This is a genomic window from Modicisalibacter sp., from assembly GCF_055145905.1.
On record NZ_JBSREH010000001.1, the window covers coordinates 17,011 to 39,256 of the forward strand.

The window sequence follows — 22,246 nt, forward strand, 5'->3', positions numbered from 1 at the left end:
GCTGCCTGGCGGGCTGGTGCGTCAGCGACCGGATGCCTCGACCGCCAGGCCGTACTCCTCGCCGGCATCCACCAGCCAGCGGTAGCAGTAGTCGGCGAAGCTGCGACGCAGGACCAGTTCCCAGCGGTCCTCGTCCGGCCGCCGCAGGATGGCGGTGGCCTTGCCGAAGATCGTGGTCACGCCCTTGCCGGCCGGGAAATGCCGAGGATGGACGTCATACGGCGTGGACTTCATCAGCACCTCGCGGGCCCGCGGCCCGGAGAGCTCGACGAGCGTCTGCCCGCCGCTGACGTCGACGATGGCGAAGTGGGCATCGCCCAGGGCATCACGCAGACGCTTCTCCAGGGAGTACGCCTCACCCTCGGGGACGATGACCAGCCACTCGTCCGGCGACAGCCACTGGATCGAACGTTCGCCGTCGGCATCGTGGACCAGCGCGCCGGGGCGTGCCGGCAGGCTGACACCCAGCACCTCGCGCACCGCCTCGTCGAGGACGATGGCCCCGCCGCGCAGGATCAGATGGCCGAGGAAGGCCCGCTCGCGCAGTGTCACCCCGGGGTCGGCGGCCGAGCGCCGGGCGCGCTCGGCCAGGTTGCTGACGGCCAGCGGCGACTCGGCGTCGACGGCAGTGGCCGGGCGGCTGTCGAACATACGCACATCAGACATGCTGGCGCTCTCCCTTGGGATCATAGAACACGGTGCTGACAATCTCGGCGGCATGGACCTTGCCGTCGACCATCGGCAGATAGACGGTCTCGCCCATGCGATGGTGGCCTCCCTTGACCACCGCCAGCGCAAAGCCGCTGTCGAGTATCGGGCTGTAGTAGCTGGAGGTGACGTGGCCGACCATGGTCATGGGGATCGACTGCTCGGGATCGAAGACGATCTGCGCGCCCTCTTCCAGCACCACCTTGGGATCGTGCGGACGCAGGCCGACCAGCTGCTTGCGATCGACACGCCGCGTGTCGGGGCGACTCAGCGCCCGCTTGCCGATCCACGGGAACGGCTTGTCGTAGCCGATCGCCCAGTACATGTTCAGGTCTTCGGGGGTCACCGAGCCGTCGGTGTCCTGACCGACGATGATCAGTCCCTTCTCGGCACGCAGCACGTGCATGGTCTCGGTGCCGTAGGGTGTCAGGTCGTATTTCTCGCCGTGCGCGAACAGCGTCTTCCAGACGTGCATGGCGTAGTTGGCCTGGACGTTGATCTCGTAGGCCAGCTCGCCGGTGAACGAGATGCGGAAGACCCGCGCCGGCACACCGGCCACGTTGCCTTCCTTCCAGTCCATGAATTTGAAGGCTTCCTTGTCGAGATCGATGTCGGTGATCTCGGCCAGCAGCTTGCGCGCCTCGGGACCGGTGACGGTCATGGTCGCCCAGTGGTCGGTCACCGAATTGAAGTAGACCTCGAGTTCCGGCCACTCGGTCTGATGCCAGATCTCCAGCCACTCCAGCACGCCCGCGGCGCCGCCGGTGGTGGTGGTCATCAGGAAGTGGTTGTCGCCCAGGCAGCTGGTGGTGCCATCGTCCATCAGCATGCCGTCGTCCTTGCACATCAGGCCGTAGCGGACGCGGCCCGGGGCCAGCTTGGCCCACTTGTTGGTGTAGACCCGACCCAGGAACTCGCGGGCGTCCGGCCCCTGGATGTCGATCTTGCCCAGCGTCGAGGCATCGAGGATGCCCACGCCCTGACGCACCGCCAGACACTCGCGGGCCACCGCCTCGTGCATGCTCTCCTTCTTGCCGTTGACCGTGCGCGGGAAGTACCAGGGGCGCTTCCACTGGCCGACGTCCTCGAACTCGGCGCCGTGCTCGACGTGCCACTCGTGCAAGGCGGTATAGCGCTCGGGATCGAACAGCTCGCGGCAGTGGCGGCCGACGATGGCCCCGAAGGTCACCGGCGTGTAGTTGGGACGGAACACCGTGGTGCCGGTCTCGGGGATGGTCTGGCCGAGACAGCGCGCGGCGATCGCCATGCCGTTGATGTTGCCCAGCTTGCCCTGATCGGTACCGAAGCCCATGGCGGTGTAGCGCTTGACGTGCTCGATCGACTCGAAACCCTCGCGGGTGGCGACATCGATGCCCGCCGCGGTGACGTCGTTCTGCAGGTCGACGAACTGCTTGGGCGCGCGCAGCGTGGGCTTCTCGTGGGGCACCTGGTAGAGCGCCACGGCCGGCGACTCGCGATGGGCACTCGCCCGGGGCAGGTTGACCGACGCCGCCGGGAAGCCACCCGCTTCGGCGGCACGGTTGCCGGCAGCGACGCCGTCCTCGAGTACCGCGTCCAGCGCGTAGACGCCATGGGCCCCGCCCGCCGGCGTCATGCCCGTCACGTCGCCGGGCACGAAGCCGAGGATGTCGTCGCGCCACACGGGCCGCGTGCCGGTGTGCGAGGACAGGTGGATCACCGGGCTGTAGCCACCGGAGCTGGCGATGGTGTCGCAGGCCAGCTCCTCGGCCTTGCCGGCGACGCGGAAGCCGTCGATGTCGATCTGTGCCACGCGGGCGCCGCTGACGCGCTTGTCGCCCTTGGCCTCGATCACCGCGCTGCCGGTGATGATGCGGATGCCGGCGGCCCGGGCCTGTTCGACCAGCTCGCCGTCGGGGTTGTCGCGGGCATCGGCGATCGCCACCACCTCGCGGCCGGCTTCCTGCCAGTCGAGCGCGGCACGATAGCCGTGGTCGTTGCTGGTGGAGAGCACCAGCTTCTGGCCCGGGGCCACGCCGTAGCGGCGGATATAGGTGGATACCGCACCGGCCAGCAGATTGCCCGGCACGTCGTTGTTGCCGTAGACCAGCGGCCGCTCGTGGGCGCCGGTGGCCAGCACCACCTGGGCGGCACGCACCCGGTGCAGGCGCGAGCGCGACTGGCGGCGACCGTCGACACGCGGCGCGACGTCGGCGAGATGCTCGGTGCGCCGCTCGTGCAGCGTCACGAAGTTGTGGTCGTGATAGCCGTTGGCGGTGGTGCGGGCCAGCAATGTGACGTTGTCCAGCGAGGCCAGCTCGTCGATCGCGGCATCCACCCAGCGGGTGGCCGTGTCGCCGTCGAGGGTCTCGCGGCTATCGAGCAGCGAACCACCCATCGCCTCCTGCTCGTCGCAGAGGATCACCCGCGCGCCGCTGTAGGCCGCGGCCAGCGCCGCCGACAGCCCGGCCGGGCCGGCACCGATCACCAGCACGTCGCAGTGCTGATTCATGTGATCATAGATGTCCGGATCGGACTCGACGGGGCTGCGCCCCAGCCCGGCCGACTTGCGGATGTATTTCTCGTAGGTCATCCACATCGACGCCGGCGCCATGAACGTCTTGTAGTAGAAGCCCGGCGGCATGAAGGACCCGCCCAGCTTGCCGACCGAGCCCATCAGGTCGCGCTGAACGTTGGGCCAGCCGTTGGTGCTGCGCGCTTCCAGGCCATCGTAGAGGGCCTGCTGGGTAGCACGCACGTTGGGCACCTGCGCCGCTTCGCTGGATCCCAGCTGGACCACGGCGTTGGGCTCCTCGGCGCCGGCGGCGACGATGCCGCGCGGCCGCGAGTACTTGAAGCTGCGGTTGACCACGTCGACGCCGTTGGCGAGCAGCGCCGAGGCCAGGGTGTCACCGGGATGGCCGGTATAGCGCTTGCCATTGAAGGTGAAGGTCAGCTTGCGCGTACGGTCGACCCGACCGCCCTGCGCCAGACGATTGGGCTGTGATGATGACTGGCTCATGCCTGCGCTCCCTTGACTGAGGCCACGGCGGCGTCACTGGCGCCCACGGTCTGCTGGCCACCGCTGGCGGCCTGCACGTTGCCGGCTTTCTCCCCACGCGCCAGGCTCTCGGCGGTGATCGTCGGCTGCTCGCCCATCTTGTAGGTCTCGAGGATGGCGTAGGTCACCGTGTGACGGGTGATGTTGAAGAACTTGCGGCAGCCCACCGCATGCACCCACAGCTCGTGGTGGATGCCGCGCGGGTTGTCGCGGAAGAACAGGTAGTCGCCCCACTCGGCGTCCGAGCAGGCGTCCGGGTCCGCGGGGCGGGCGATGTGCGCCTGGCCCTTGGCATGGAACTCCTCTTCCTCGCGGTGCTCCTCGCAGTAGGGGCAGTAGATATGAAACATGGTGATCTCCCTTAGTGCGCTACGCCCGCGGCGCCATGCTCGTCGATCAGTGCACCGGTACGGAACCGGTCGATGGAAAACGGCGCGGCCAGCTTGTGCATCTGGCCCTTGGCCAGCGACCAGGCGAACACGTGCCCGGAACCCGGCGTGGCCTTGAAGCCGCCGGTGCCCCAGCCGCAGTTGAAGTAGAGGCCCTTGACCGGCGTCCGCGAGAGGATCGGACAGGCATCCGGGCAGGTGTCGACGATGCCGCCCCACTGGCGGTTCATGCGCACCCGCGAGAACATCGGGAACATCTCGACGATCGCCTGCAGGGTGTGCTCGACGGTCGGGTAGCTGCCGCGCTGGCCGTAGCCGTTGTAGCCGTCGATGCCGGCGCCGATCACCAGGTCGCCCTTGTCGGACTGGCTGATGTAGCCATGGACGTGGTTGGACATCACCACGGTGTCGAGAACCGGCTTGAGCGGCTCGGAGACCAGCGCCTGCAGCGGGTGCGATTCCAGCGGCAGCTGGAAGCCGGCCATCTTGGCCATCACCCCGGAGTTGCCGGCGGTGACGCAGCCCACGGTCTTGGCGCCGATATCGCCGCGGTTGGTATGCACGCCGACCACCCGGCCGTCGAGGATCTTGAAGCCGGTGACCTCGGTGTTCTGCAGCAGGTCGACCCCCAGGCTGTCGGCACCCCGGGCATAGCCCCAGGCCACGGCATCGTGACGCGCCACCCCGGCACGCGGCTGCCAGGAGGCGCCCATGACCGGATAGCGGGCGTTCTTCGAGCAGTCCATGATCGGCACCAGCTCCTGCACGCCCCTGGCATCCAGTACCTCGCTGTCGATGCCGTTCAGGCGGTTGGCGTTGACCCGGCGCTGGATGTCGCGCATGTCCTGCAGGGTGTGGCCGAGGTTGAGCACGCCGCGCTGCGAGAACATCACGTTGTAGTTGATGTCCTGGGAGAGCCCTTCCCACAGCTTCATGGCGTGCTCGTAGAGCGCCGCGGACTCGTCCCACAGGTAGTTGGAACGCACGATGGTGGTGTTGCGCGCGGTGTTGCCGCCGCCCAGCCAGCCCTTCTCGATCACCGCGACATTGGTGATGCCGTGCTCCTTGGCCAGGTAGTAGGCGGTCGCCAGGCCGTGCCCGCCGCCGCCGACGATGATCACGTCGTATTCCTTCTTGGGCGTGGGGTTGCGCCACTGGCGCTGCCAGTTCTCGTGGTGGCTGAGCGCGTGCTTGACCAGCCCGAAACCCGAATAGCGTTGCATGGATTCTACTCCTGCTGGTGAAGGCGGTTAGAGAGCCGACTCGGTCTCGCGCGGCGCCGCGGCGACCGGGGCGTCGTAGACCGGATGCCGCGCGCACACGGCGGCAACCTTGTCGCGCACTTCGGCTTCCACGGCCTGGGTGTTGCCGCGCTCGGCCAGCACGTCGAGGATGTCGCAGATCCAGTCGGCCAGCTCGGCGCACTCCGACTCGTCGAAGCCGCGGCTGGTCACCGCCGGCGTGCCGATGCGCAGCCCCGAGGTCACGAACGGACTTTCCGGGTCGTTGGGCACGGCATTCTTGTTGACGGTGATGTGGGCGCGGCCCAGCGCGGCGTCGGCGTCCTTGCCGGTGACGCCCTGCTTGATCAGCGACACCAGGAACAGGTGGTCGTCGGTGCCGCCCGAGACCACGTCGTAGCCGCGCTCGAGGAACACCGCGGCCATGGCGCGGGCGTTGTCGAGCACGCGCTGCTGGTACTGGACGAACGCCTGGCTCATCGCCTCCTTGAAGGCCACCGCCTTGGCGGCGATCACGTGCATCAGCGGTCCGCCCTGCTGGCCGGGGAACACCGCCGCGTTGAGCTTCTTGACCAGCGCCTCGTCGGCGTTGGCGGACAGGATCAGGCCGCCGCGCGGGCCGCGCAGCGTCTTGTGGGTGGTGGTGGTCACCACATGGGCATGGGGCAGCGGGCTCGGATAGAGGCCGGCGGCGACCAGGCCGGCGACGTGGGCCATGTCGACCAGCAGGTAGGCCCCCACCTCGTCGGCGATGCTGCGGAAGCGCCGCCAGTCCACCACCCGCGCGTAGGCCGAGAAGCCGGCGATGATCAGCTTCGGCTTGTGGCTGCGTGCCAGGCGCTCGACCTCGTCGTAGTCGATCTCGCCGGTCTCCGGGTTCAGGCCGTACTGCACGGCGTGGTAGTGCTTGCCGGAGAAGTTCGGCGCGGCGCCGTGAGTCAGGTGGCCGCCATGGGCCAGGCTCATGCCCAGCACGGTGTCGCCCGGCTTGACCAGCGCCATGAAGGCCGCCGCGTTGGCCTGGGCGCCGGAGTGCGGCTGCACGTTGGCGTAATCGGCGCCGAACAGGTCGCAGGCGCGGTCGATGGCCAGCTGCTCGACCACATCGACATGCTCGCAGCCGCCGTAGTAGCGCCGGCCCGGATAGCCTTCGGCATACTTGTTGGTCAGCTGCGTGCCCTGGGCTTCCATCACGGCCCGGCTGGCGTAGTTTTCGGAAGCGATCAGCTCGATGTGCGCTTCCTGGCGCGCCACTTCATCGGCGATGGCGGCGGCGATCTGGGAATCGAAAGCGGCAAGACCCACCTGGTTCATGACGGACTCCTCATTGTTGTGGTGGTCAGACGGTCTCTTGAATCTATCGGCAAGCGGCAGGCGGTAAAAATTTGAAATCCTTATGCTCGGATAACCGCTGCCCGGCTTGGCCGGTCCATGCCTCGATTAAAGGGGAGCCGGCCCCGCGAGGATTGAATAAATGCGACAGGCTTGCTGAATATCCAGACCGCTTCGGCATCGGCGCATGATGGCGACCGACCGCCGACGCCGGGCCGGCGCCGATGCGCTATGGGCCGCATGAGCCGTGATGAAGAGGCGATACGCCTTAGAGCGCCGGGCGGCCCTCGACGTGCAGGAAGAAGGGATCGACTCGATCGCGGCCGGTCTCGCTGGCACGCTTGCGCATTTCCGACGGGGTCGCGCCGAACGTACTACGAAAGTGGCGGGAAAAATGCGCGGTATCGGCGAAGCCGCAGCGCTCGCCGATCTCGGTGATGCTCTTGCCGGTGTAGTGCAGCAGCCAGAGGCCGTAGCGCAGGCGCAGGTCGCGGGCGAACTTCTGCGGGCCGACACCCAGCGTCTCGCGGAAGCGGCGCTCCAGGTTGCGCCGCGAGGTGCCCACCCGCTCGGCCAGCACATCCATCGACATGGCCTCCCCCAAATGCTGTTCGAGCACCGCGAGAGCGCGACGCACCAGGCGGTCCTCGACCTTGCCGAAGACCACCGGCTGGGGCTGAGGCTGAGCGCCGGCCCGCGCCTCCTCGAGCAGCATGATGTGCAGGCTCTTCATGGCCCACGCCTTGCCCAGGTGGCGCTCGATCAGGTAGGCCGCCAGATCCGCCGACGCCGCCCCCCCGGCACAGGTGATGCGGTCGCCGTCGTCGACGAACAGCCGATCGGCCACCGGCTCGATGGCGGGAAAGCGCTGGATCATGTCACGGTGGTGATACCAGCTGACGCAGCAGCGCTGCCCGGTCATCAGGCCGGCCTGAATCAGGGCGAAGACCCCGGTGCACACCCCCACCAGCGGAACCCGGGCCGCCGCCGCCCGGCGCAGATAGGCCAGTGCCGTGGTATCCGTGCGGGCCTTCTCGTCCTGCACGCCGCCGATGACCACGATATAGTCGAACTCGGCCGGGTCGCGGAACGTCTCGCAGGGCGAGACGGCCGCACCGCAGCTGGACACGGCCGGCCCGCCGGTGCTGGTCATGAAGGTCCAGTGGCAGCGCAGCTGGCGCGAGCGGTCGCCCTCGTCGGCGGCCAGGCGCAGGCAGTCGACGAAGGCGGCGAAGGGCATCAGCGTGAAGCGGTGCAGCAGGACGAAGCCAACCGACAGGGGTTCATCCCGGGAAGAGAGGCTCATCGTCGCTCCTGGCAGCATGGTGCGGTGTCCCGCGGCCCGAGGCGGGCCGACCGATCGCCCTATCCTGCCATCCGGCCGCGTGGCACGGAAGCACACGACAGGACAGCACCGAACGACATGCCGTGCGGAAGGCGACTTCCAACAATGACACTCAGTATTCGCGTGGTCGAAAGATGACAAACATACCCACCGACCTGCTAAGGACCTTTGTCACGATAAAGGACCTGGGCGGGTTCACCAGCGCCGGCGAGTTGCTGGGCCGCTCCCAGCCCGCCATCAGCCTTCAGATCAAGAAGCTGGAGGAACTCCTCGACACCCGGATATTCCTGCGTGGCTCCAGCCTCGAGCTGACCGAGGACGGGGAGTATCTGTATCGGGCGGCCCGACAAATCCTGGAAATCAATGACCAGGTCATCGCCAAGGTCAGAGGGGAAAGCATCTCGGGGAAGGTCCGTCTGGGCATACCCAACGACTTCGAACTGGCCTTTCTGCCCAAGGCGCTGAGGAACCTCTCGAGGGTCTATCCCAATATCGTCATCGAAGTGGACTGCGAGATCAGCAAGGTCATCCTGCAGCGATACCAGAAGGGCTACTATGATATTGCCCTGGCCATGGAGCGGGTACGGGAGGACGAGGACCGGGATTCTCGAGACTACCGGGTGGACAAGCTCGAATGGGTCTACAAGGAGCGCCAGCTTCTCGACCCGCATGAAGGGCCGCTACCCCTGATCGCCTATCCCCAGGGGTGCATCTATCGCGCCATCATGGAAGAAGGGCTACAGCGCCAGCAGGCCCCGTATCGGTTCACCTACACCAGCACCAGCCTTCTCGGCATCTTCTCGGCCATCGAGGAGGGGCTGGGGATTTCGGCCATGGCCAGCTCGGTCATCCCCGACCACCTGAAACAGGCCAGAAGCAACTGCCTCCCCGACCTGGGCCAGGTATGCATCGGGCTCTACTACAAGGAACGGGAAATGAGTGTGGCGAGCCGCCATGTCCTCGACTTCCTGCGCTCCGGCCTTGGCAACATGTAGCCCTGGCAGGGCCTTTCCACGCCGTCGGGCGTCCGGAAAGGCCCGCCGTGTCAGCTGAAGGTGGCGGCTATCCGGCTGATGCATTCCTCCAGGATCCACTCCCCCTTCTCGGCGGAGGCCTTGAGCGGTGACGACAGGGTCCCCGACTCCGGCACCCAGCTGGGATCGGGCGGGAAGACATCGTAGGGCGGAAATTCCGCCGGCGGGATATCCAGGGCCCGGGACATGTCCACGAGCTCCGGATGAATCTTGAGCATGATCGAGGTTTCCAGCACCCCGCCATGCTCCACGGCCCATCCCGAAAACCCGTCGGGAAAGACCTTGCCGATCGTTTCCTCGCTGATGAAGTCCCAGTAGGAAAGCAGGATCACCTTGATGTCGATTCCCGCGAGCCTGGCCTGCCGGACGGCTCTATCGGCGGCCTCGACCAGGCACATGGAGTTCTCGAAATGCCCGTTGATCAACAGGAACTCCCGATTCCCGTGCTCGACGAAGGCCAGGATGACGTCATGAACGTAATTCTCGAGCGACTGGCTGCTGACACAGGTGGTTCCCGGGAAGAAGTTGCCGCCACCCGATTTCACCTGGGACTTGTACCCATAGGCGATCGGCGGCGACACCAGCATGTTCTGCGCGCTCTCGGCGACCCGGCAGGCAATGTAGTCAGGTATCAGCACGTCCGGGTTGAGCGACATGTGGGGGCCATGCTGCTCGATGGCCCCCACGGGGATGATGATTTTCCTGTCACCGTTCGACACCAGTCTTTCGTAGGAAACCCAATCCAGGTTCTCGACCTTGCACTTCATTGTTTTCGCCTCCGGCATACCCCATGCATTGAACGATCAGGTCATGCTTCCCTCCATGGGGCCGCGTGTTCACTGGCCCCATGGAGACAAGCACCACGGCCACGGATTCCTCAGACCTTCGACAGCGCCGCCCGACTTTCCACCGGATTCACCCGTGAATTTCCCAGCAGGTAATATGCCACACCGGAGACCAGGATGGTCGGCAGACTGGCCGTCGTGACCGCCGCAATCCCGGGGAAGCCGTAGGACAGGCCAAAGTACACGCACAGCCCCAGTGCCAGGCTGGTCACGCCGACCATGTTCCATCCATTGCCGTAGCTGTAGACGCCACCCTGCTCCCTGAACAGATCCTGTTCGTTGAGTCGCCCCCTGCGGATCAGAAGGTAGTCGACCAGGATCACCGTCCACAGGGGAATGAACAGTCCACCGATGACATTCAGGAAGGCCTCGAAGTACCCCAGGAAGGACGAGTAGAAGATGGGCGCAAAGCAGAGCGCCAGCTGAACCAGAGCCACGAACAGCAGGGCCTTCTTGGGGTTCCTGACGTTAAGGCTGCCCACGACCCCCATGCCGGCACCGTAGAGAACGGTCACATTCGTACTGATGGTGGCGAAGATGAGCACCAGGAAGGAGACCAGGCCCAGGCCCAGGGCGGCCATGGTCGAGCTGGGATCCGAGTTGTTGGGGTCGAAGTTGCCCGTCTGCAGGGCTACCCCGATCACCCCCAGGGCACCGATCACCATGAACCAGCCCTGGCCGATGTTGATCCCCAGCCAAGTGCCCACGGTCGCGCCCTTCGACGTCTTCGAGAAGCGCGAGAAGTCGGCGATCTGCGCCCAGGTCCAGCTGAAACCGAAGGCCAGGTCGATATAGAAGGCCCACGTATGACCGGGGTCGTCGATGGAGAATGCCATGACGTCGCCGAGATCCCACTGCGTGAACACGATATAGGTTTCCCAACTCCCCAGGATGAGAAGCAGGATGCCCGAGATCCGCTCGAGATAGCGGATGGCCTCATGCCCCACCAGGGTGATGACGCCCTGCACGACCGCGGTCAGCAGGATGCCGATCACCAGCGGCCAGGTATCACCCGGCTCGCCATAGGCGGGCCACCCCCAGGCGTGTGAAAACACGAATGTCAGCGAAATGGCAGCAATATAGCTGTTAACGCTGGGCCAGCCGATCAGCACCATGAACTGGGCCAGGCCGGTCATCCTGCCGCCTTTTGCCCCCAGACACGGCCTGGAGACCGCCACGGTAGTGGCCCCGTAGCGATACCCGATATAACCGATTGCCGCCCAGGGGATCATCATCAGCGGCAGCCAGAGCAGGCTGTACTGAAGCACGAAGCTCATGCCCAGCGCGGCGGCCATCCCGCCAAAAAACCAGGAACCGGTATTGATCCCTGAACCGAACCATGTCCAGACGGTATCCACGAATCCATAGGTTCTTTTATCGGTACTTATTTTTTCCAACCCATATTCACTATATTTCTTGTTATCACTCATGGCTTTCACTCCAACACCATTGGAAAAAAGGGGAGCCCGGCTCCCCTTTTAATCGTTCACTTGATGATATTGTGCTCCGGACCGTACGGGAATCCGGTGATATTCTCGGCCCCGTGCTCGTTGACCACCAGGATGTCGTGCTCGCGGTAGCCGCCGGCACCGGGCTGGCCTTCCGGGATCATGATCATCGGCTCCATGGACACTACCATGTTGGGCTCGAGCACGGTCTCGATATCCTCGCGCAGCTCGAGGCCCGCCTCGCGGCCGTAGTAGTGGCTCAGCGTACCGAAGGAGTGGCCGTAGCCGAAGGTGCGATACTTGAGCAGGCCATGTCGGGCGAAGATCTCGTTGAGCTCGTGGGCGATGTCGCAGCAGCGCACGCCGGGCTTGATCAGCTCCTGACCGCGGCGATGGACCTCGCAGTTGGCCTGCCAGAGCCGCAGGTGCTCGTCGGAGGCATGCTCGCAGAACAGGGTGCGCTCCAGCGCCGTGTAGTAGCCGGAGATCATCGGGAAGGTATTGAGACTCAGGATGTCGCCGGGCTGGACACGGCGGCTGGTGACCGGGTTGTGAGCCCCGTCGGTATTGATCCCGGACTGGAACCACACCCAGGTGTCCATCAGCTCGCTGTTCGGGTAGGTCCTGGCGATCTCGCGCACCATGGCGGCCTGCCCGGCCAGGGAAACTTCATACTCAGGAACCCCGGCGGCGATGGCATCACGCACGGCCACGCCCCCCACATCGGCGATACGCGCGCCCTGGCGAATCAGCGCGATCTCCTCGGCGGACTTGATCATGCGCATCTTCATCGTCGGCACGCCGATATCGACCAGTTCGACATCGCCCAACGCATCCAGCAGCTTCTGCTTGTTCTGCAGGGTCAGGTGGTCGAATTCGACACCGATTCGCCGGCGGCCTTCGCACAGTTGTTTGACGGCCTTAAAGAAGTTGTCCTTCTGCCAGTCGGTGTAGACGATGTTGTCGCCCAGGCGATTGCGGCGATAGGGCTGGCCGCCATCGATGTTGGCGGTGACGGTGGTGAAGGTGTCCTGAGTCACCACCAGGCCGTAATCACGACCGAACTTGCAATAGACGAAGTCACTGAAGTAGTTGATGTTGTGATAGGAGGTCAGTACCACCGCATCGACGGACTGCTGGGCCATGTAATCCCGCAGACGGCTCAGGCGCCCCTGCATCTCCTCGTCGGAAAAGGTGGGAACGACCTTGTCACCATTGGGGATGGAAATCAGCGAAGGGAGTTGCATCTTGTTCTCCTTGGGTCTTTCAAGCGACTTTCAGGGTGGGTCGGCTGTCGATCTTCACCAGCAGGTCATCGTCTTGCGGTGAAGAGGACTTTTCCGAAAACTCGAAGACACGCATCGTGTAACGCGCCTCGAGAATCTTGATCAGGCGACAGATATGGTTGAAATCCTCGCTGTCCGTCTCGAACTCGAATCCCAGAAACCGGGTCCCGAAGACGTCGACGACATAACAGCGAGTGAGCTTGCCGATCAGGGCCATGTCCTTGCGCAGACCTGCCGGTATCAGGTCCGCCTGCGGGGTGGCTTTCGCCCTGAACATGAGTTTCCAGACTTTCATCTCGGCCGCCTCGCCATGCGTGTATTACGACTATCGGCAGCCCGGGCAAAGCCGGCAAATGACTAGTCCAAATATGCTCATTTGCGTTCGCAAATGGGCCGCTTGCGGCCCATCCGGGGTGGCCCGCAAGCGGCTGAAATCGTGGTGGAAACGACGCGTTCATGAGGACAGGCGGGAGGCGCCGACCCAGGCTCGAAAGAGGACCGGGCCGGCAAGCGTCGGAATGGCGTGAGAGACAGGGGGCACAGCGCCCGCCATCGTGCCGAGGAATGCAAGTTGCGGCCGGGGCACCCGGTTGCCGACAATGGCTTCTCTCGCGGGCTGCGCCAGCCGCCCGCGCCCGCCTCGTCACGACACAGGAAGAAAAGGATCACGCATGCTCGGCGAACTCTTCGCGGTGATGGCCCCCGTCTTCTTCGGCGCCAGCCTGGGCTTCGGCTGGGTACGGCTGGGCCACGACTACCCGGTCGAGTTCGTCACCCGGCTGGTCTTCAACATCGGCACGCCGACGCTGATCCTGGCCTCGCTCAACGGCGCCGACATCGACCCCGGCAGCTTCGGTCGCACCCTGCTCGGCACGCTGCTGGTCATCGCCGCCATGGGGCTGGCCAGCCTGGCGATCGCCCGGATGCTGGGCAAACCGTGGCGCACCGTGATCCTGCCGACGATGTTTCCCAACACCGGCAACATGGGTCTGCCGGTCACCCTTTATGCCTTCGGCCATGCCGGCTTCGCCTACGCCATCACGGTGATGGTCTCGGTCTCGCTGGTCCAGTTCACCTTCGGTACTCTGCTGTCGAGCCGCAGCGGCCGCCCGCTGCGCTCGCTGGCCCGCACGCCGGTGGTCTACGCCATCCTGATCGCCACGGCAATGCTGCTCACCGGCACCACCCTGCCGGCCTGGCTGGCCAACACCGTGGAGCTGATCTCCGGCTTCAGCGTGCCGCTGATGCTGATCACCCTCGGCGTCTCGCTGGGGCGGATCCGTGTTCGCAACCTGGCCGCCGGCGTCCACTTCAGCCTGCTGCGCATCCCGGCGGCGGCGCTGCTGGCCTATGCCGTCGGCCACCTGCTGGGCCTGCCGCCCCTGGCCCAGAGCGTGCTGGTGCTGCAGATGAGCATGCCGGTGGCGGTGTTCAACTACCTGTTCGCCCAGCGTGCCCGCCGTGAACCCGAGTTCGTCGCCGGCCTGGTGCTATGCTCAACACTGTTGTCGTTTGTCTATCTGCCGGTGCTGCTGGCGGTGATGATGTGACGGCCGGCTCGGCGGCGTGGCATCCAGGCACCACCGGCGCGCTGTCGTGGAGTGTGCCGCCATGTCGCTTTCCCCTGCCCCGTTCGACGAGACGTCCGCCCCGAGGTTGACTCGCCGTCGTCTGCTGGCCGCCCTGCTCGCCCTCGGCCTGCTTCCCGTGTTCGGCCCGCCGGGGCGATCCGCGACGACCAATGCCATGCCGGTGCGGCTTGACGGCTGGCTGCTCGCCCCCGGGGATCGCTGATGCACATCGACCTGGCGAGCTACGCCGCCCGGGATCCGCTGGCGGATGTCTGCATCATCGGCAGCGGCGCGGCGGGGCTGACCCTGGCCACCCGGCTGGCCCGGCGCGGGCGGCACGTGCTGCTGTGCGAGGGCGGCGATCAGGTGTTCACCGAGCGCTCCCAGGCGCTCTATCGCGGCGAGAGCGTCGGCGATCCCTACATTCCGCTGGATGCCGCGCGACTGCGCTTCTTCGGCGGCTCGACCAACCACTGGGGCGGCATGTGCCGGCCCCTGGATGCCTACGACTTCACCGCCAAGCCGGCGGACCCGCGCACCGCCTGGCCGATCGGCCATGACGACCTGGCCCCGGCCTACCCGGCGGCCGCCGAGATCCTCGAGGTCTCGCCGATTCCGCCGGACACGCGCATCCCGGGACTGGCGCTCAAGCGCGTGCACTTCTCGATCGGCCCCGCCACCCGGCTCAAGGACAAGTACGCCGACGAGGTCGCCCGCTCACCGCACCTGCACTACAGCCGGAACACCAACCTGTTCGGCCTGGAGACCCGCGACGGCCGCATCACCGGTGCTGTGGTCAGGAACTACACGGGCGGCACGTATCGCCTCCGGGCGCGATACGTCGTGCTCGCCTGCGGCGGCATCGAGAACTCGCGGCTGCTGCTGTGGTGCAATCGGCAAAGCGGCGGCCGGGTGATCCGGCAAGCCGCGACGCTGGGTCGCTACTGGATGGATCACCCGCACGCCACCCTGGGCCGGGCCCTCGTCTTCGCGCCGGCGGCCCTGGGGCTCGACGCCAGCCAGAGCGTGTTCCTGGCCCCCACCCCGGCGATGCTCGCCACCCGGGGCGTTCTCAACTGCGGCCTGCGCCTGCACCGCATGAGCCCCGAGGACGGCGAGGCGCTGGCCACCCATCTGGCCCTCATCGCGCCCCGCCTCGGCGAGCGAATGCGCCGGCAGCCACCCGGCTCGCGCTGCGGCGTGGTGCTGCGCGCCGCCTGGGAGCAACAACCGCATCCCGAGAGCCGGGTCGAGCTCGACGACGATGACCGCGACGCCCTGGGCATGCCGCGCTCGAGCCTGGTCTGGCGCAAGACCGCCCTGGACCATCACACCGTGCGCGAATGCGTGCTGACCCTGAACGACTACCTGCGTCGCCGCGACATCGGCCGTGTCCAGCTCGAACCGTGGCTGGCCGACGACACCCTGCAGTTCCCCGAGGACGGCGAACTGGCCGGGCGTCACCACATGGGCGGCACGCGCATGGCCGACACCCCCGAGCAGGGCATCGTCGACCGCGACTGCCGGGTGTTCAGTCAGGACAACCTCTACATCGGCGGCTCCAGCGTCTTCCCGTCGAGCGGCCACGCCAACCCCACCCTGACCCTGGTGCAGCTGGCGGTACGCCTGGCCGATCATCTCGACGCCCGGCTGGGCTGACCCCGCCCCCCAACGACAAAGGGCCACGCGATGGCGTGGCCCGTGGCTCGGGAAACGGACGCTTATCTCAGCTCTCGCTTTCGGTCTCGTCCAGCACGTAGTCGGCCTTCACCGGACGGCGGATCCACAGCGGATCGCTCCAGGCAGTGTCGCCGTCGGCGTCGTCGACCTCCAGCGCCACCCAGCCGTCGGCATCGCCGGGGATGGTGAAGTCCAGGGTCGCCTTGTGACCGTCGAGCTGGCGGGTCTCGAGCACCTTGCCGCCCCGGCCGATCAGCCGCGCCTCGGCCAGACCGTCGACCGCCTGTACCTTGACCGACCAGTGGCCCTCGGCATCGCCGGCCAGGCGCAGGGTGTCGCCGAACAGCCGCTCGACGGGGAACAGCAGCGGCCCCTGAGTGGCGTAGGCATGGCCGTCCTTCAGCGCCCGCGCGAAGCCGTCGACGCTCAGCTCGCCCGGCACGTGCGCCATCATCCGCATGCGCCCGGTCAGCTGGTTCCAGACGTCATGGGTGTCGGTGCCGGCGGTCAGGTACATTTGCAGCCCCTGGTCCCACAGCTGGTGGACGCTCTCGAGCGTCCTGGCGTTGTCGACCTCGGCGTTGAGCTCGACCAGATCGAAGGCCGGCGTGAAGCCGCCGGGCACCTTGTCCTCGGCCAGGTTGCCCAGGTAGCCGTAGCCGTTGTAGGGATGGTTGGTGGGCACCACCTCGGCGCCCATGCGCCGTGCATCGGCGATGATCGTCTGGACGTCGGCGGTGCCGGGGTCGACCTCGAGCCGGCTGTCGAGCGCGATCGGGAAGGGGTTCATATGCCCCCACGACGGCGAGATCTCGATCGACGGAATGAACGGCACTCCACGCTGCTTCGACAGCGTCGCCATGGTGTCGAGGTTGGCGGTCGAGTCGTGGTCGCTGACGAAGGTCAGGTCGAGGTCGGTGGCCAGCTGCGCGCGCACCACCATCTCGGGCGGCGTCACCCCCTCGAGCATGTTGGCGTGATGGTGCAGGTCGGCGCCGTACCAGTGGCGCTGGTTGGGCTCGGCCAGGCGCTCGATCCCGACGTTCCGCTCGAGCGTCTGGCCGGCGTCGAGGCTCACGGCCAGAGTCTGCGAGCGAGCGGTGAAGCCCGCACCGGCGTTGACCGCCAGCCGATAGTCGCCGGGGGCCAGCGACAGCTCGGCATGGCCGACCGGGTCGAGCCGGGTGAAGAAGGTCTGCTTGCCGAGGAACTCCACCGGCGGCTGATGGCCCTCCTCGATCGTGATGCGCGCATCGCGCGGCGTGCCGCTGCCCGTTTCCGCCACGTCGAGCGACAGCGTGCCCGGCCCGGCCAGGGCGTCGAAGGTCAGCGAGCGCTGCGCCCCCTTGGCCAGCGAGACCTCGACCCTGTCGCTGTTGGCATAGCCTTCGCCCGTCGCATAGAGCGCGTAGTCGCCGACCGGCAGGTCGATGGCGAAATGCCCCGTGTCGTCGGCGAGCGTCCAGGCATAGGGGCTGCCGGCCTTCTCGACCATCACCAGGCCGCTGGCCGGCACCTCGCCGTCACGCCCCTCGAGGGTGCCCGCGACATGACCGCTGTCGTGCCCCTTGCGGGCGATCTCGCTGGCCACCACCGGTGCCAGGTCGCCCTCGGGCACCACCTGCAGCCCGCCCTCGAAGGTCCGCGACTCGCCCGGCGCCAGGCCGTGCTCGAGATACAGATCGCGCCCGCCGTAGTTGATGCGGTCGAAATAGGGCGCGTGCAGGGCGATCGCCCAGTCACGGTCATACCCCACGAAGCGGTCGGTCAGGGCGTCGTCGGCCGGGGTTTCCTTGGCATCGCCGAGGCCCGGCACGCCGAAGCGATAGCCGGTATCCGGCCACAGGGTGAAGCCCGAACGCAGCTTTTCCAGTGGCGTGTCGCCACGGTTGTCGAGGGTCGTCTCGAGATGCACCCGGTCGCTGCCCGCTTCCAGGGTGTAAGTGGTGGTGACCATCGCCTCGCCGAAGTTGCGGGCGATCTCGATCACCGCCCGCTCGGGGGAGCGCTCGACGACCCTGATCGTCTTGCCGTCGTTGGGCCACGCCGACCAGTTGTTGGGGATGAAGTCGGCGAAGGCGATGCGATCGAGGTCGATCTTGCCGCCCTTGACCGCCGCCAGGTCGACCAGGGTGCCGCGCGGCACGCCCCAGGGCGGCTGGGAGGCCACGGCGATCGAGAAGGCCAGATGATCGTTGGCCACGGTGATGTCCTCGGCGGCAGTCGCCTCGCCGTCGGGAATCGGCGTGGCGCCGCGGGTCACGCTGACCTGCGCCTGGGCACTCGCGGCAAGCAGGCCCAGGGCCAGCCCGACCCACACCGGGCGGGAAAGCATCGAAAAGCGTCCGTTCATGGCAGGACTCCCTTGCATATTGGTTTTTTATGGAAATCGTCGCCATTTATCATGCTGTATTTTGATCGAACGTTCAAATTACCCCGCGACGACGAGTCTCCCGCCCCACGTGCGCTTCCCGCGCCAAACGGGTAGCCTCGAGTAACGGCCCCGGAACACCCCGGGGCAGTACGCCAAGCCGTCACGACAAGGACAAGGAAGCGCCGCGATGGACCCGATGCTCTGGTTGACCTATGTGGGCGTGATCACCGCGCTGATCGCCTTTCCCGGGCCGGTGGCCCTGCTCTGCACCAGTCAGGGGCTGCGTCACGGCCGACGCCGGGCCCTGTTCACCATTGCCGGCGGCATCGTCGCGGCGCTGGTGATGATGTCGCTCTCGGCGATGGGGCTGGGGGCAGTGCTGGCCACTTCGGAAACCGCCTTCACGCTGCTCAAGTACCTGGGCGCAGCCTACCTGATCTACCTGGGCGTGCAGGCCTGGCGCGCACCCCCGGAGCCCCAGACCCTGGCGGCGCACGAGGCGGAAGACGCCACACCGGTCAGCGCCTGGCAGCTGTTCCGGCGCGGCTTCACGGTGGGTATCAGCAACCCCAAGGATCTGCTGTTCTTTGCCGCCCTGTTTCCGGGTTTCATCGATCTCGGCGCGCCCCAGGCGCCGCAGTTCGCGATCCTCGCACTGACCTGGCTGGTCATCGACGGTGGCCTGATGACGCTCTACTCCTCCCTCGGCGAGCGCCTGGGCCGCTGGCTGGGTACCCGCCGCCGGGTGCGCCGCTTCAACCGCCTCACCGGCGGGCTGTTCGTGGTGGCCGGCGGTTCGCTGGCCGGCACCCACTGAGAGGGTGCTTAAAAATTACTGCGCTAGCCCATACTGCGTTGAAATCAGTCTCGAAATGCTCATTTACCCGCTCGCAAACTCCGCGTTCTCGACTGATTTCGTCTTGTCTGGCCGTCGCTCGTGACTTTTGTAAACACCCTCTACGCATCCTGTACCCATGAAAAAACCCCCGGCCGAATGGCACGGGGGTTTCTGGCTGCCCGGAGGCCGGGCCGGCAAGTCCGCTTACTTGCGGCTGAGCGCGGCACCGAAGCGCTTGTTGAAGCGCTCGACGCGGCCACCGGTGGTCGCCTGCTTCTGCTTGCCGGTGTAGAACGGGTGGCAGTTGGAGCAGACGTCCAGGGAGAAGTCCTCGCCGGAGGTGGAGCCGAAGGTGTGAGTGGCACCGCAGGAGCAGGTCGCGGTAACCGTCTTGTATTCCGGGTGGATACCTTGTTTCATCGTGAGCCTCGTTAAACGGTGTGCCGCCACCCGATCCGGGAAACCGGCCCCGATCTGCTTTACTCGGCGAAGCGTCGTTGGAATCCCTCTCAGAATGCTCATTTACTTCATGTAAACTGCGCGTCTTCGAGGTATTCCGCCTAGCCGCGCCATCGTCAGCAACGATCGTGGCTCGGTTTCCAGCCCGTCGGGCACCGCACACGGGTTGAGATAACCGGTTATCGTTCTCGCCACCCCGGATGCGTCGACGGTCGACGACGGGGCGCAAGAAGGCGACGCATCATAGCAGAGACATCAGTGGAGGCCAATTGTCCAGCCCTTCTCCCGGCAGCGGCGTCGCCGTGCTCGGCGTGGCCGTGCCCACGCCGTTGCGCCGCCTGTTCGACTACCGCCCCGGTGCGGCGGCCCCCGAGGGCGGCTGGCAGCCGGGGCTGCGCGTACGGGTGCCGCTGGGACGCCGCGAGGTGGTAGGGGTCGTCGTGGAATGTCGCGCCCACAGCGAGCTGCCGCTCGACACCCTCAAGCCGATCGTCGCCTGCCTGGACACCCAACCGCTGCCCGCCGACTGGCTGTGGTTGTGCCGCTTCACCGCCCGCTATTACCAGCACGCGCTGGGCGACACCCTGCATCAGGCCATGCCGGTACTGCTGCGCCAGGGACGGCCGCTGGAAGCCCGCACCCGCGAGCGCTGGCAGCTGACCGCCGCCGGCCGCGACACGACCGCCACGCAGCTCGGCCGGGCCCGCCGTCAGGCCGAGCTGCTCGAACTGCTGCGCCAGCATCCACGCGGCGTGGTGCACTCGGTGATCAGCGCCCAGGGGTTCAGCCGGGCCCAGCTGCAGGGCCTGGCCGACAAGGGGCTGGCCGCCGCCACCGAGGAGCCGCTGACCGCCGCGCCGGCCCCGCGCCAGGGCGGCCTGCTCGCCGAGCCGGCACTGACCCTGAACCGCGAGCAGGCCGCGGCATTGGCGGCGCTCCATGACGGACTCGAGCGCTACCACCCTTGCCTGCTGCAGGGCGTCACCGGCAGCGGCAAGACCGAGGTCTACCTGCAGCTGATCGAGGCCGTGGTGGCCCACGACCGTCAGGCGCTGGTGCTGGTGCCCGAGATCGGCCTGACCCCGCAGACCCTGGCCCGCTTCCGGCGGCGCTTTCGGGTGCCGGTGGTGGCGCTGCACTCGCAGCTCACCGACGCCGAACGCCTGGATGCCTGGGAAGCCGCCCGCGCCGGGCGTGCGCCGATCGTCATCGGCACCCGCTCGGCGATCTTCACCCCGCTGGCCCGGCCCGGGGCGATCATCGTCGACGAGGAGCACGACGGCTCATTCAAGCAGCAGGACGGCCTGCGCTATCACGCCCGCGACCTGGCGATCATTCGCGCCCACCGCGAGGGCATTCCGGTGGTGCTGGGCAGCGCCACGCCCTCGCTCGAGAGTCTGGTCCAGGCCCGCGCCGGCCACTATCGTCACCTGCAGCTGACCCGCCGCGCCAGCCACCACGCGCCGGCCCGGCTGGAGCTCGTCGACCTGCGCGGTCGCCGCCGCCAGGGCGGCCTGGTCCCGCCGGTGATTGACGCCATCCGCCAGACACTCGCCGGCGGCAACCAGGTGCTGGTGTTCATCAACCGCCGTGGCTTCGCCCCCACCCTGGCCTGCCACGCCTGCGGCTGGCTGGCCGAATGCGACCACTGCGACGCACGACTGACCCTGCATCGCCAGCCACCGCAGCTGACCTGCCATCACTGCGAGCGCCAGCGCCCGCTGCCGGATGCCTGCCCCGACTGCGGTAGCGCTGACCTGCGCCCGCTGGGCACCGGCACCGAACGCAGCGAGGAGACTCTGGCGGCGCTGTTTCCCGAGGTCGCCGTGCACCGCATCGACCGCGACAGCACCCGGCGCAAGGATGCCCTCGAGCAGACCCTGGCGGAGATCCGCCGCGGCGAGCCGGCCCTGCTGGTAGGCACGCAGATGATCGCCAAGGGCCATCACCTGCCCCACGTCACCCTAGTGGTGGTGGTCAACGCCGACGCCGGGCTCTACGCCAGCGACTTCCGCGCCCTGGAGCACAGCGCCCAGCTGCTGGTGCAGGTGGCCGGGCGCGCCGGGCGCGCCGAACGCCCGGGCCGGGTTCTGGTCCAGACCCTGCACCCGGAGAACCCGCACCTGCGCCTGCTCGCCGAAAGCGGCTACGACGCCCTGGCCGAACAGCTGCTGGAAGAGCGCCGCGCGGCCGGCCTGCCGCCCTACCGCCACCTGGCCCTGCTGCGCCTGGAGAGCCCCCGCGAGGCCGACGCCACGCAGCTCGCCGGCGAGGCCGCCGCGGCGCTGCGCGACTGGCTGGCGTCGCACGCCCTGGCAGTGGACTGCCTGGGCCCGGTGCCGGCGCCCATGGAGCGACGCCAGAACCGCTACCATGTGCAGACAATGCTGCGCAGCGAACGCCGCGGTCCCCTGCACGATGCCTGCGCCTGGCTGGCCCGCTGGCTCGAAGCGCAGCCCGGCGCGCGCCGGGTGCGCTGGTCGCTGGACGTGGATCCGCAGACGCTGGCCTGAGCGCCGCGCGCATCAGGCCGGCCCGAAGCCAATGTTGTGGGTTTAAAGCCGGCCCGCAATTGCCGATAATGAGCGCCCATGCTCCAGGGCTCCCCCTGCAAGAGCGACGCTTTCCACGCCGGTGCCGCGCGTCACGTCCATGC

At 67.1% G+C, this 22,246-nt stretch carries 18 protein-coding genes; 6 read left to right on the top strand and 12 right to left on the bottom strand.

Annotated elements, in window-relative coordinates:
* Window positions 1-21: 21 nt before the first annotated feature.
* From ACTCB7_RS00085 to ACTCB7_RS00110, 6 genes are all read right to left on the bottom strand, one after another.
* The gene (locus ACTCB7_RS00085) at window positions 22-666 is read right to left on the bottom strand and encodes a sarcosine oxidase subunit gamma (RefSeq protein WP_463005125.1); all 645 of its coding nucleotides are present in this window, start codon (window positions 664-666) and stop codon (window positions 22-24) included.
* Window positions 659-3,709 carry a sarcosine oxidase subunit alpha gene (locus ACTCB7_RS00090; RefSeq protein WP_463005126.1) on the bottom strand — a complete coding sequence of 1,017 codons (3,051 nt, stop codon included), beginning with the start codon at window positions 3,707-3,709 and terminating at the stop codon, window positions 659-661. The genes ACTCB7_RS00085 and ACTCB7_RS00090 overlap by 8 nt, the downstream gene beginning before the upstream one ends.
* Window positions 3,706-4,098: a sarcosine oxidase subunit delta gene (locus ACTCB7_RS00095; protein WP_224415669.1), complete on the bottom strand. Its 393-nt coding sequence runs from the start codon at window positions 4,096-4,098 to the stop codon at window positions 3,706-3,708. Before ACTCB7_RS00095 ends, ACTCB7_RS00090 begins: the two co-directional genes overlap by 4 nt.
* Window positions 4,099-4,109: 11 nt before the next feature.
* The gene (locus tag ACTCB7_RS00100) at window positions 4,110-5,360 is read right to left on the bottom strand and encodes a sarcosine oxidase subunit beta family protein (RefSeq protein WP_463005127.1); all 1,251 of its coding nucleotides are present in this window, start codon (window positions 5,358-5,360) and stop codon (window positions 4,110-4,112) included.
* Window positions 5,361-5,387: 27 nt separating this feature from the next.
* Entirely contained in the window at window positions 5,388-6,692 is a 1,305-nt protein-coding gene (gene glyA / locus ACTCB7_RS00105; RefSeq protein ID WP_463005128.1) for a serine hydroxymethyltransferase, read from the bottom strand.
* A 286-nt stretch (window positions 6,693-6,978) separates the two neighbouring features.
* Window positions 6,979-8,016, bottom strand: a complete 1,038-nt coding sequence (locus tag ACTCB7_RS00110; protein ID WP_463005129.1) for a GlxA family transcriptional regulator — start codon at window positions 8,014-8,016, stop codon at window positions 6,979-6,981.
* Window positions 8,017-8,189: 173 nt separating this feature from the next.
* Between ACTCB7_RS00110 and ACTCB7_RS00115 the strand changes: the two genes are divergently transcribed.
* Window positions 8,190-9,050 carry a LysR family transcriptional regulator gene (locus ACTCB7_RS00115; RefSeq protein WP_463005130.1) on the top strand — a complete coding sequence of 287 codons (861 nt, stop codon included), beginning with the start codon at window positions 8,190-8,192 and terminating at the stop codon, window positions 9,048-9,050.
* Between the two features lie 50 nt (window positions 9,051-9,100).
* Here the strand turns inward: ACTCB7_RS00115 and ACTCB7_RS00120 are convergent, their stop codons facing one another.
* The 4 genes from ACTCB7_RS00120 to ACTCB7_RS00135 form a co-directional block, all read right to left on the bottom strand.
* The gene (locus tag ACTCB7_RS00120) at window positions 9,101-9,856 is read right to left on the bottom strand and encodes a creatininase (protein WP_463005131.1); all 756 of its coding nucleotides are present in this window, start codon (window positions 9,854-9,856) and stop codon (window positions 9,101-9,103) included.
* Window positions 9,857-9,966: 110 nt separating this feature from the next.
* Entirely contained in the window at window positions 9,967-11,364 is a 1,398-nt protein-coding gene (locus ACTCB7_RS00125; RefSeq protein WP_463005132.1) for a purine-cytosine permease family protein, read from the bottom strand.
* Between the two features lie 56 nt (window positions 11,365-11,420).
* Entirely contained in the window at window positions 11,421-12,629 is a 1,209-nt protein-coding gene (locus tag ACTCB7_RS00130) for a M24 family metallopeptidase (protein WP_463005133.1), read from the bottom strand.
* 19 nt (window positions 12,630-12,648) lie between these two features.
* On the bottom strand, window positions 12,649-12,963 hold the full coding sequence (locus tag ACTCB7_RS00135; RefSeq protein ID WP_463005134.1) for a hypothetical protein: 315 nt from the start codon (window positions 12,961-12,963) through the stop codon (window positions 12,649-12,651).
* A gap of 376 nt (window positions 12,964-13,339) precedes the next feature.
* On the opposite strand from ACTCB7_RS00135, the gene ACTCB7_RS00140 reads away from it, so the two are divergent.
* From ACTCB7_RS00140 to ACTCB7_RS00150, 3 genes are all read left to right on the top strand, one after another.
* Window positions 13,340-14,218, top strand: coding sequence for an AEC family transporter (locus ACTCB7_RS00140; RefSeq protein WP_463005135.1), 879 nt, complete (start codon window positions 13,340-13,342; stop codon window positions 14,216-14,218).
* A gap of 61 nt (window positions 14,219-14,279) precedes the next feature.
* Complete coding sequence (locus ACTCB7_RS00145; RefSeq protein WP_463005136.1) at window positions 14,280-14,462, top strand: hypothetical protein; 183 nt, start codon at window positions 14,280-14,282, stop codon at window positions 14,460-14,462.
* The gene (locus tag ACTCB7_RS00150) at window positions 14,462-15,898 is read left to right on the top strand and encodes a GMC oxidoreductase (RefSeq protein WP_463005137.1); all 1,437 of its coding nucleotides are present in this window, start codon (window positions 14,462-14,464) and stop codon (window positions 15,896-15,898) included. Before ACTCB7_RS00145 ends, ACTCB7_RS00150 begins: the two co-directional genes overlap by 1 nt.
* A 67-nt stretch (window positions 15,899-15,965) precedes the next feature.
* Here the strand turns inward: ACTCB7_RS00150 and ACTCB7_RS00155 are convergent, their stop codons facing one another.
* Complete coding sequence (locus ACTCB7_RS00155) at window positions 15,966-18,272, bottom strand: CehA/McbA family metallohydrolase (protein ID WP_463005138.1); 2,307 nt, start codon at window positions 18,270-18,272, stop codon at window positions 15,966-15,968.
* A gap of 208 nt (window positions 18,273-18,480) precedes the next feature.
* Here ACTCB7_RS00155 and ACTCB7_RS00160 point away from each other — a divergent pair, with 208 nt between their 5' ends.
* Entirely contained in the window at window positions 18,481-19,110 is a 630-nt protein-coding gene (locus ACTCB7_RS00160; RefSeq protein ID WP_463005139.1) for a LysE family translocator, read from the top strand.
* A gap of 225 nt (window positions 19,111-19,335) precedes the next feature.
* Here ACTCB7_RS00160 and rpmE read toward each other — a convergent pair whose 3' ends face one another.
* Window positions 19,336-19,551, bottom strand: a complete 216-nt coding sequence (gene rpmE, locus ACTCB7_RS00165) for a 50S ribosomal protein L31 (protein WP_463005140.1) — start codon at window positions 19,549-19,551, stop codon at window positions 19,336-19,338.
* Window positions 19,552-19,790: 239 nt separating this feature from the next.
* Between rpmE and ACTCB7_RS00170 the strand changes: the two genes are divergently transcribed.
* On the top strand, window positions 19,791-22,103 hold the full coding sequence (locus tag ACTCB7_RS00170; protein WP_463005141.1) for a primosomal protein N': 2,313 nt from the start codon (window positions 19,791-19,793) through the stop codon (window positions 22,101-22,103).
* Window positions 22,104-22,246 lie beyond the last annotated feature (143 nt).

Coding starts and splice junctions, on each gene's coding strand:
- ACTCB7_RS00085 (WP_463005125.1), bottom strand. CDS start 666: ATGTCTGATGTGCGTATGTTCGACAGCCGCCCGGCCACTGCCGTCGAC.
- ACTCB7_RS00090 (WP_463005126.1), bottom strand. CDS start 3,709: ATGAGCCAGTCATCATCACAGCCCAATCGTCTGGCGCAGGGCGGTCGG.
- ACTCB7_RS00095 (WP_224415669.1), bottom strand. CDS start 4,098: ATGTTTCATATCTACTGCCCCTACTGCGAGGAGCACCGCGAGGAAGAG.
- ACTCB7_RS00100 (WP_463005127.1), bottom strand. CDS start 5,360: ATGCAACGCTATTCGGGTTTCGGGCTGGTCAAGCACGCGCTCAGCCAC.
- glyA (WP_463005128.1), bottom strand. CDS start 6,692: ATGAACCAGGTGGGTCTTGCCGCTTTCGATTCCCAGATCGCCGCCGCC.
- ACTCB7_RS00110 (WP_463005129.1), bottom strand. CDS start 8,016: ATGAGCCTCTCTTCCCGGGATGAACCCCTGTCGGTTGGCTTCGTCCTG.
- ACTCB7_RS00115 (WP_463005130.1), top strand. CDS start 8,190: ATGACAAACATACCCACCGACCTGCTAAGGACCTTTGTCACGATAAAG.
- ACTCB7_RS00120 (WP_463005131.1), bottom strand. CDS start 9,856: ATGAAGTGCAAGGTCGAGAACCTGGATTGGGTTTCCTACGAAAGACTG.
- ACTCB7_RS00125 (WP_463005132.1), bottom strand. CDS start 11,364: ATGAGTGATAACAAGAAATATAGTGAATATGGGTTGGAAAAAATAAGT.
- ACTCB7_RS00130 (WP_463005133.1), bottom strand. CDS start 12,629: ATGCAACTCCCTTCGCTGATTTCCATCCCCAATGGTGACAAGGTCGTT.
- ACTCB7_RS00135 (WP_463005134.1), bottom strand. CDS start 12,963: ATGAAAGTCTGGAAACTCATGTTCAGGGCGAAAGCCACCCCGCAGGCG.
- ACTCB7_RS00140 (WP_463005135.1), top strand. CDS start 13,340: ATGCTCGGCGAACTCTTCGCGGTGATGGCCCCCGTCTTCTTCGGCGCC.
- ACTCB7_RS00145 (WP_463005136.1), top strand. CDS start 14,280: ATGTCGCTTTCCCCTGCCCCGTTCGACGAGACGTCCGCCCCGAGGTTG.
- ACTCB7_RS00150 (WP_463005137.1), top strand. CDS start 14,462: ATGCACATCGACCTGGCGAGCTACGCCGCCCGGGATCCGCTGGCGGAT.
- ACTCB7_RS00155 (WP_463005138.1), bottom strand. CDS start 18,272: ATGAACGGACGCTTTTCGATGCTTTCCCGCCCGGTGTGGGTCGGGCTG.
- ACTCB7_RS00160 (WP_463005139.1), top strand. CDS start 18,481: ATGGACCCGATGCTCTGGTTGACCTATGTGGGCGTGATCACCGCGCTG.
- rpmE (WP_463005140.1), bottom strand. CDS start 19,551: ATGAAACAAGGTATCCACCCGGAATACAAGACGGTTACCGCGACCTGC.
- ACTCB7_RS00170 (WP_463005141.1), top strand. CDS start 19,791: ATGCGTCGACGGTCGACGACGGGGCGCAAGAAGGCGACGCATCATAGC.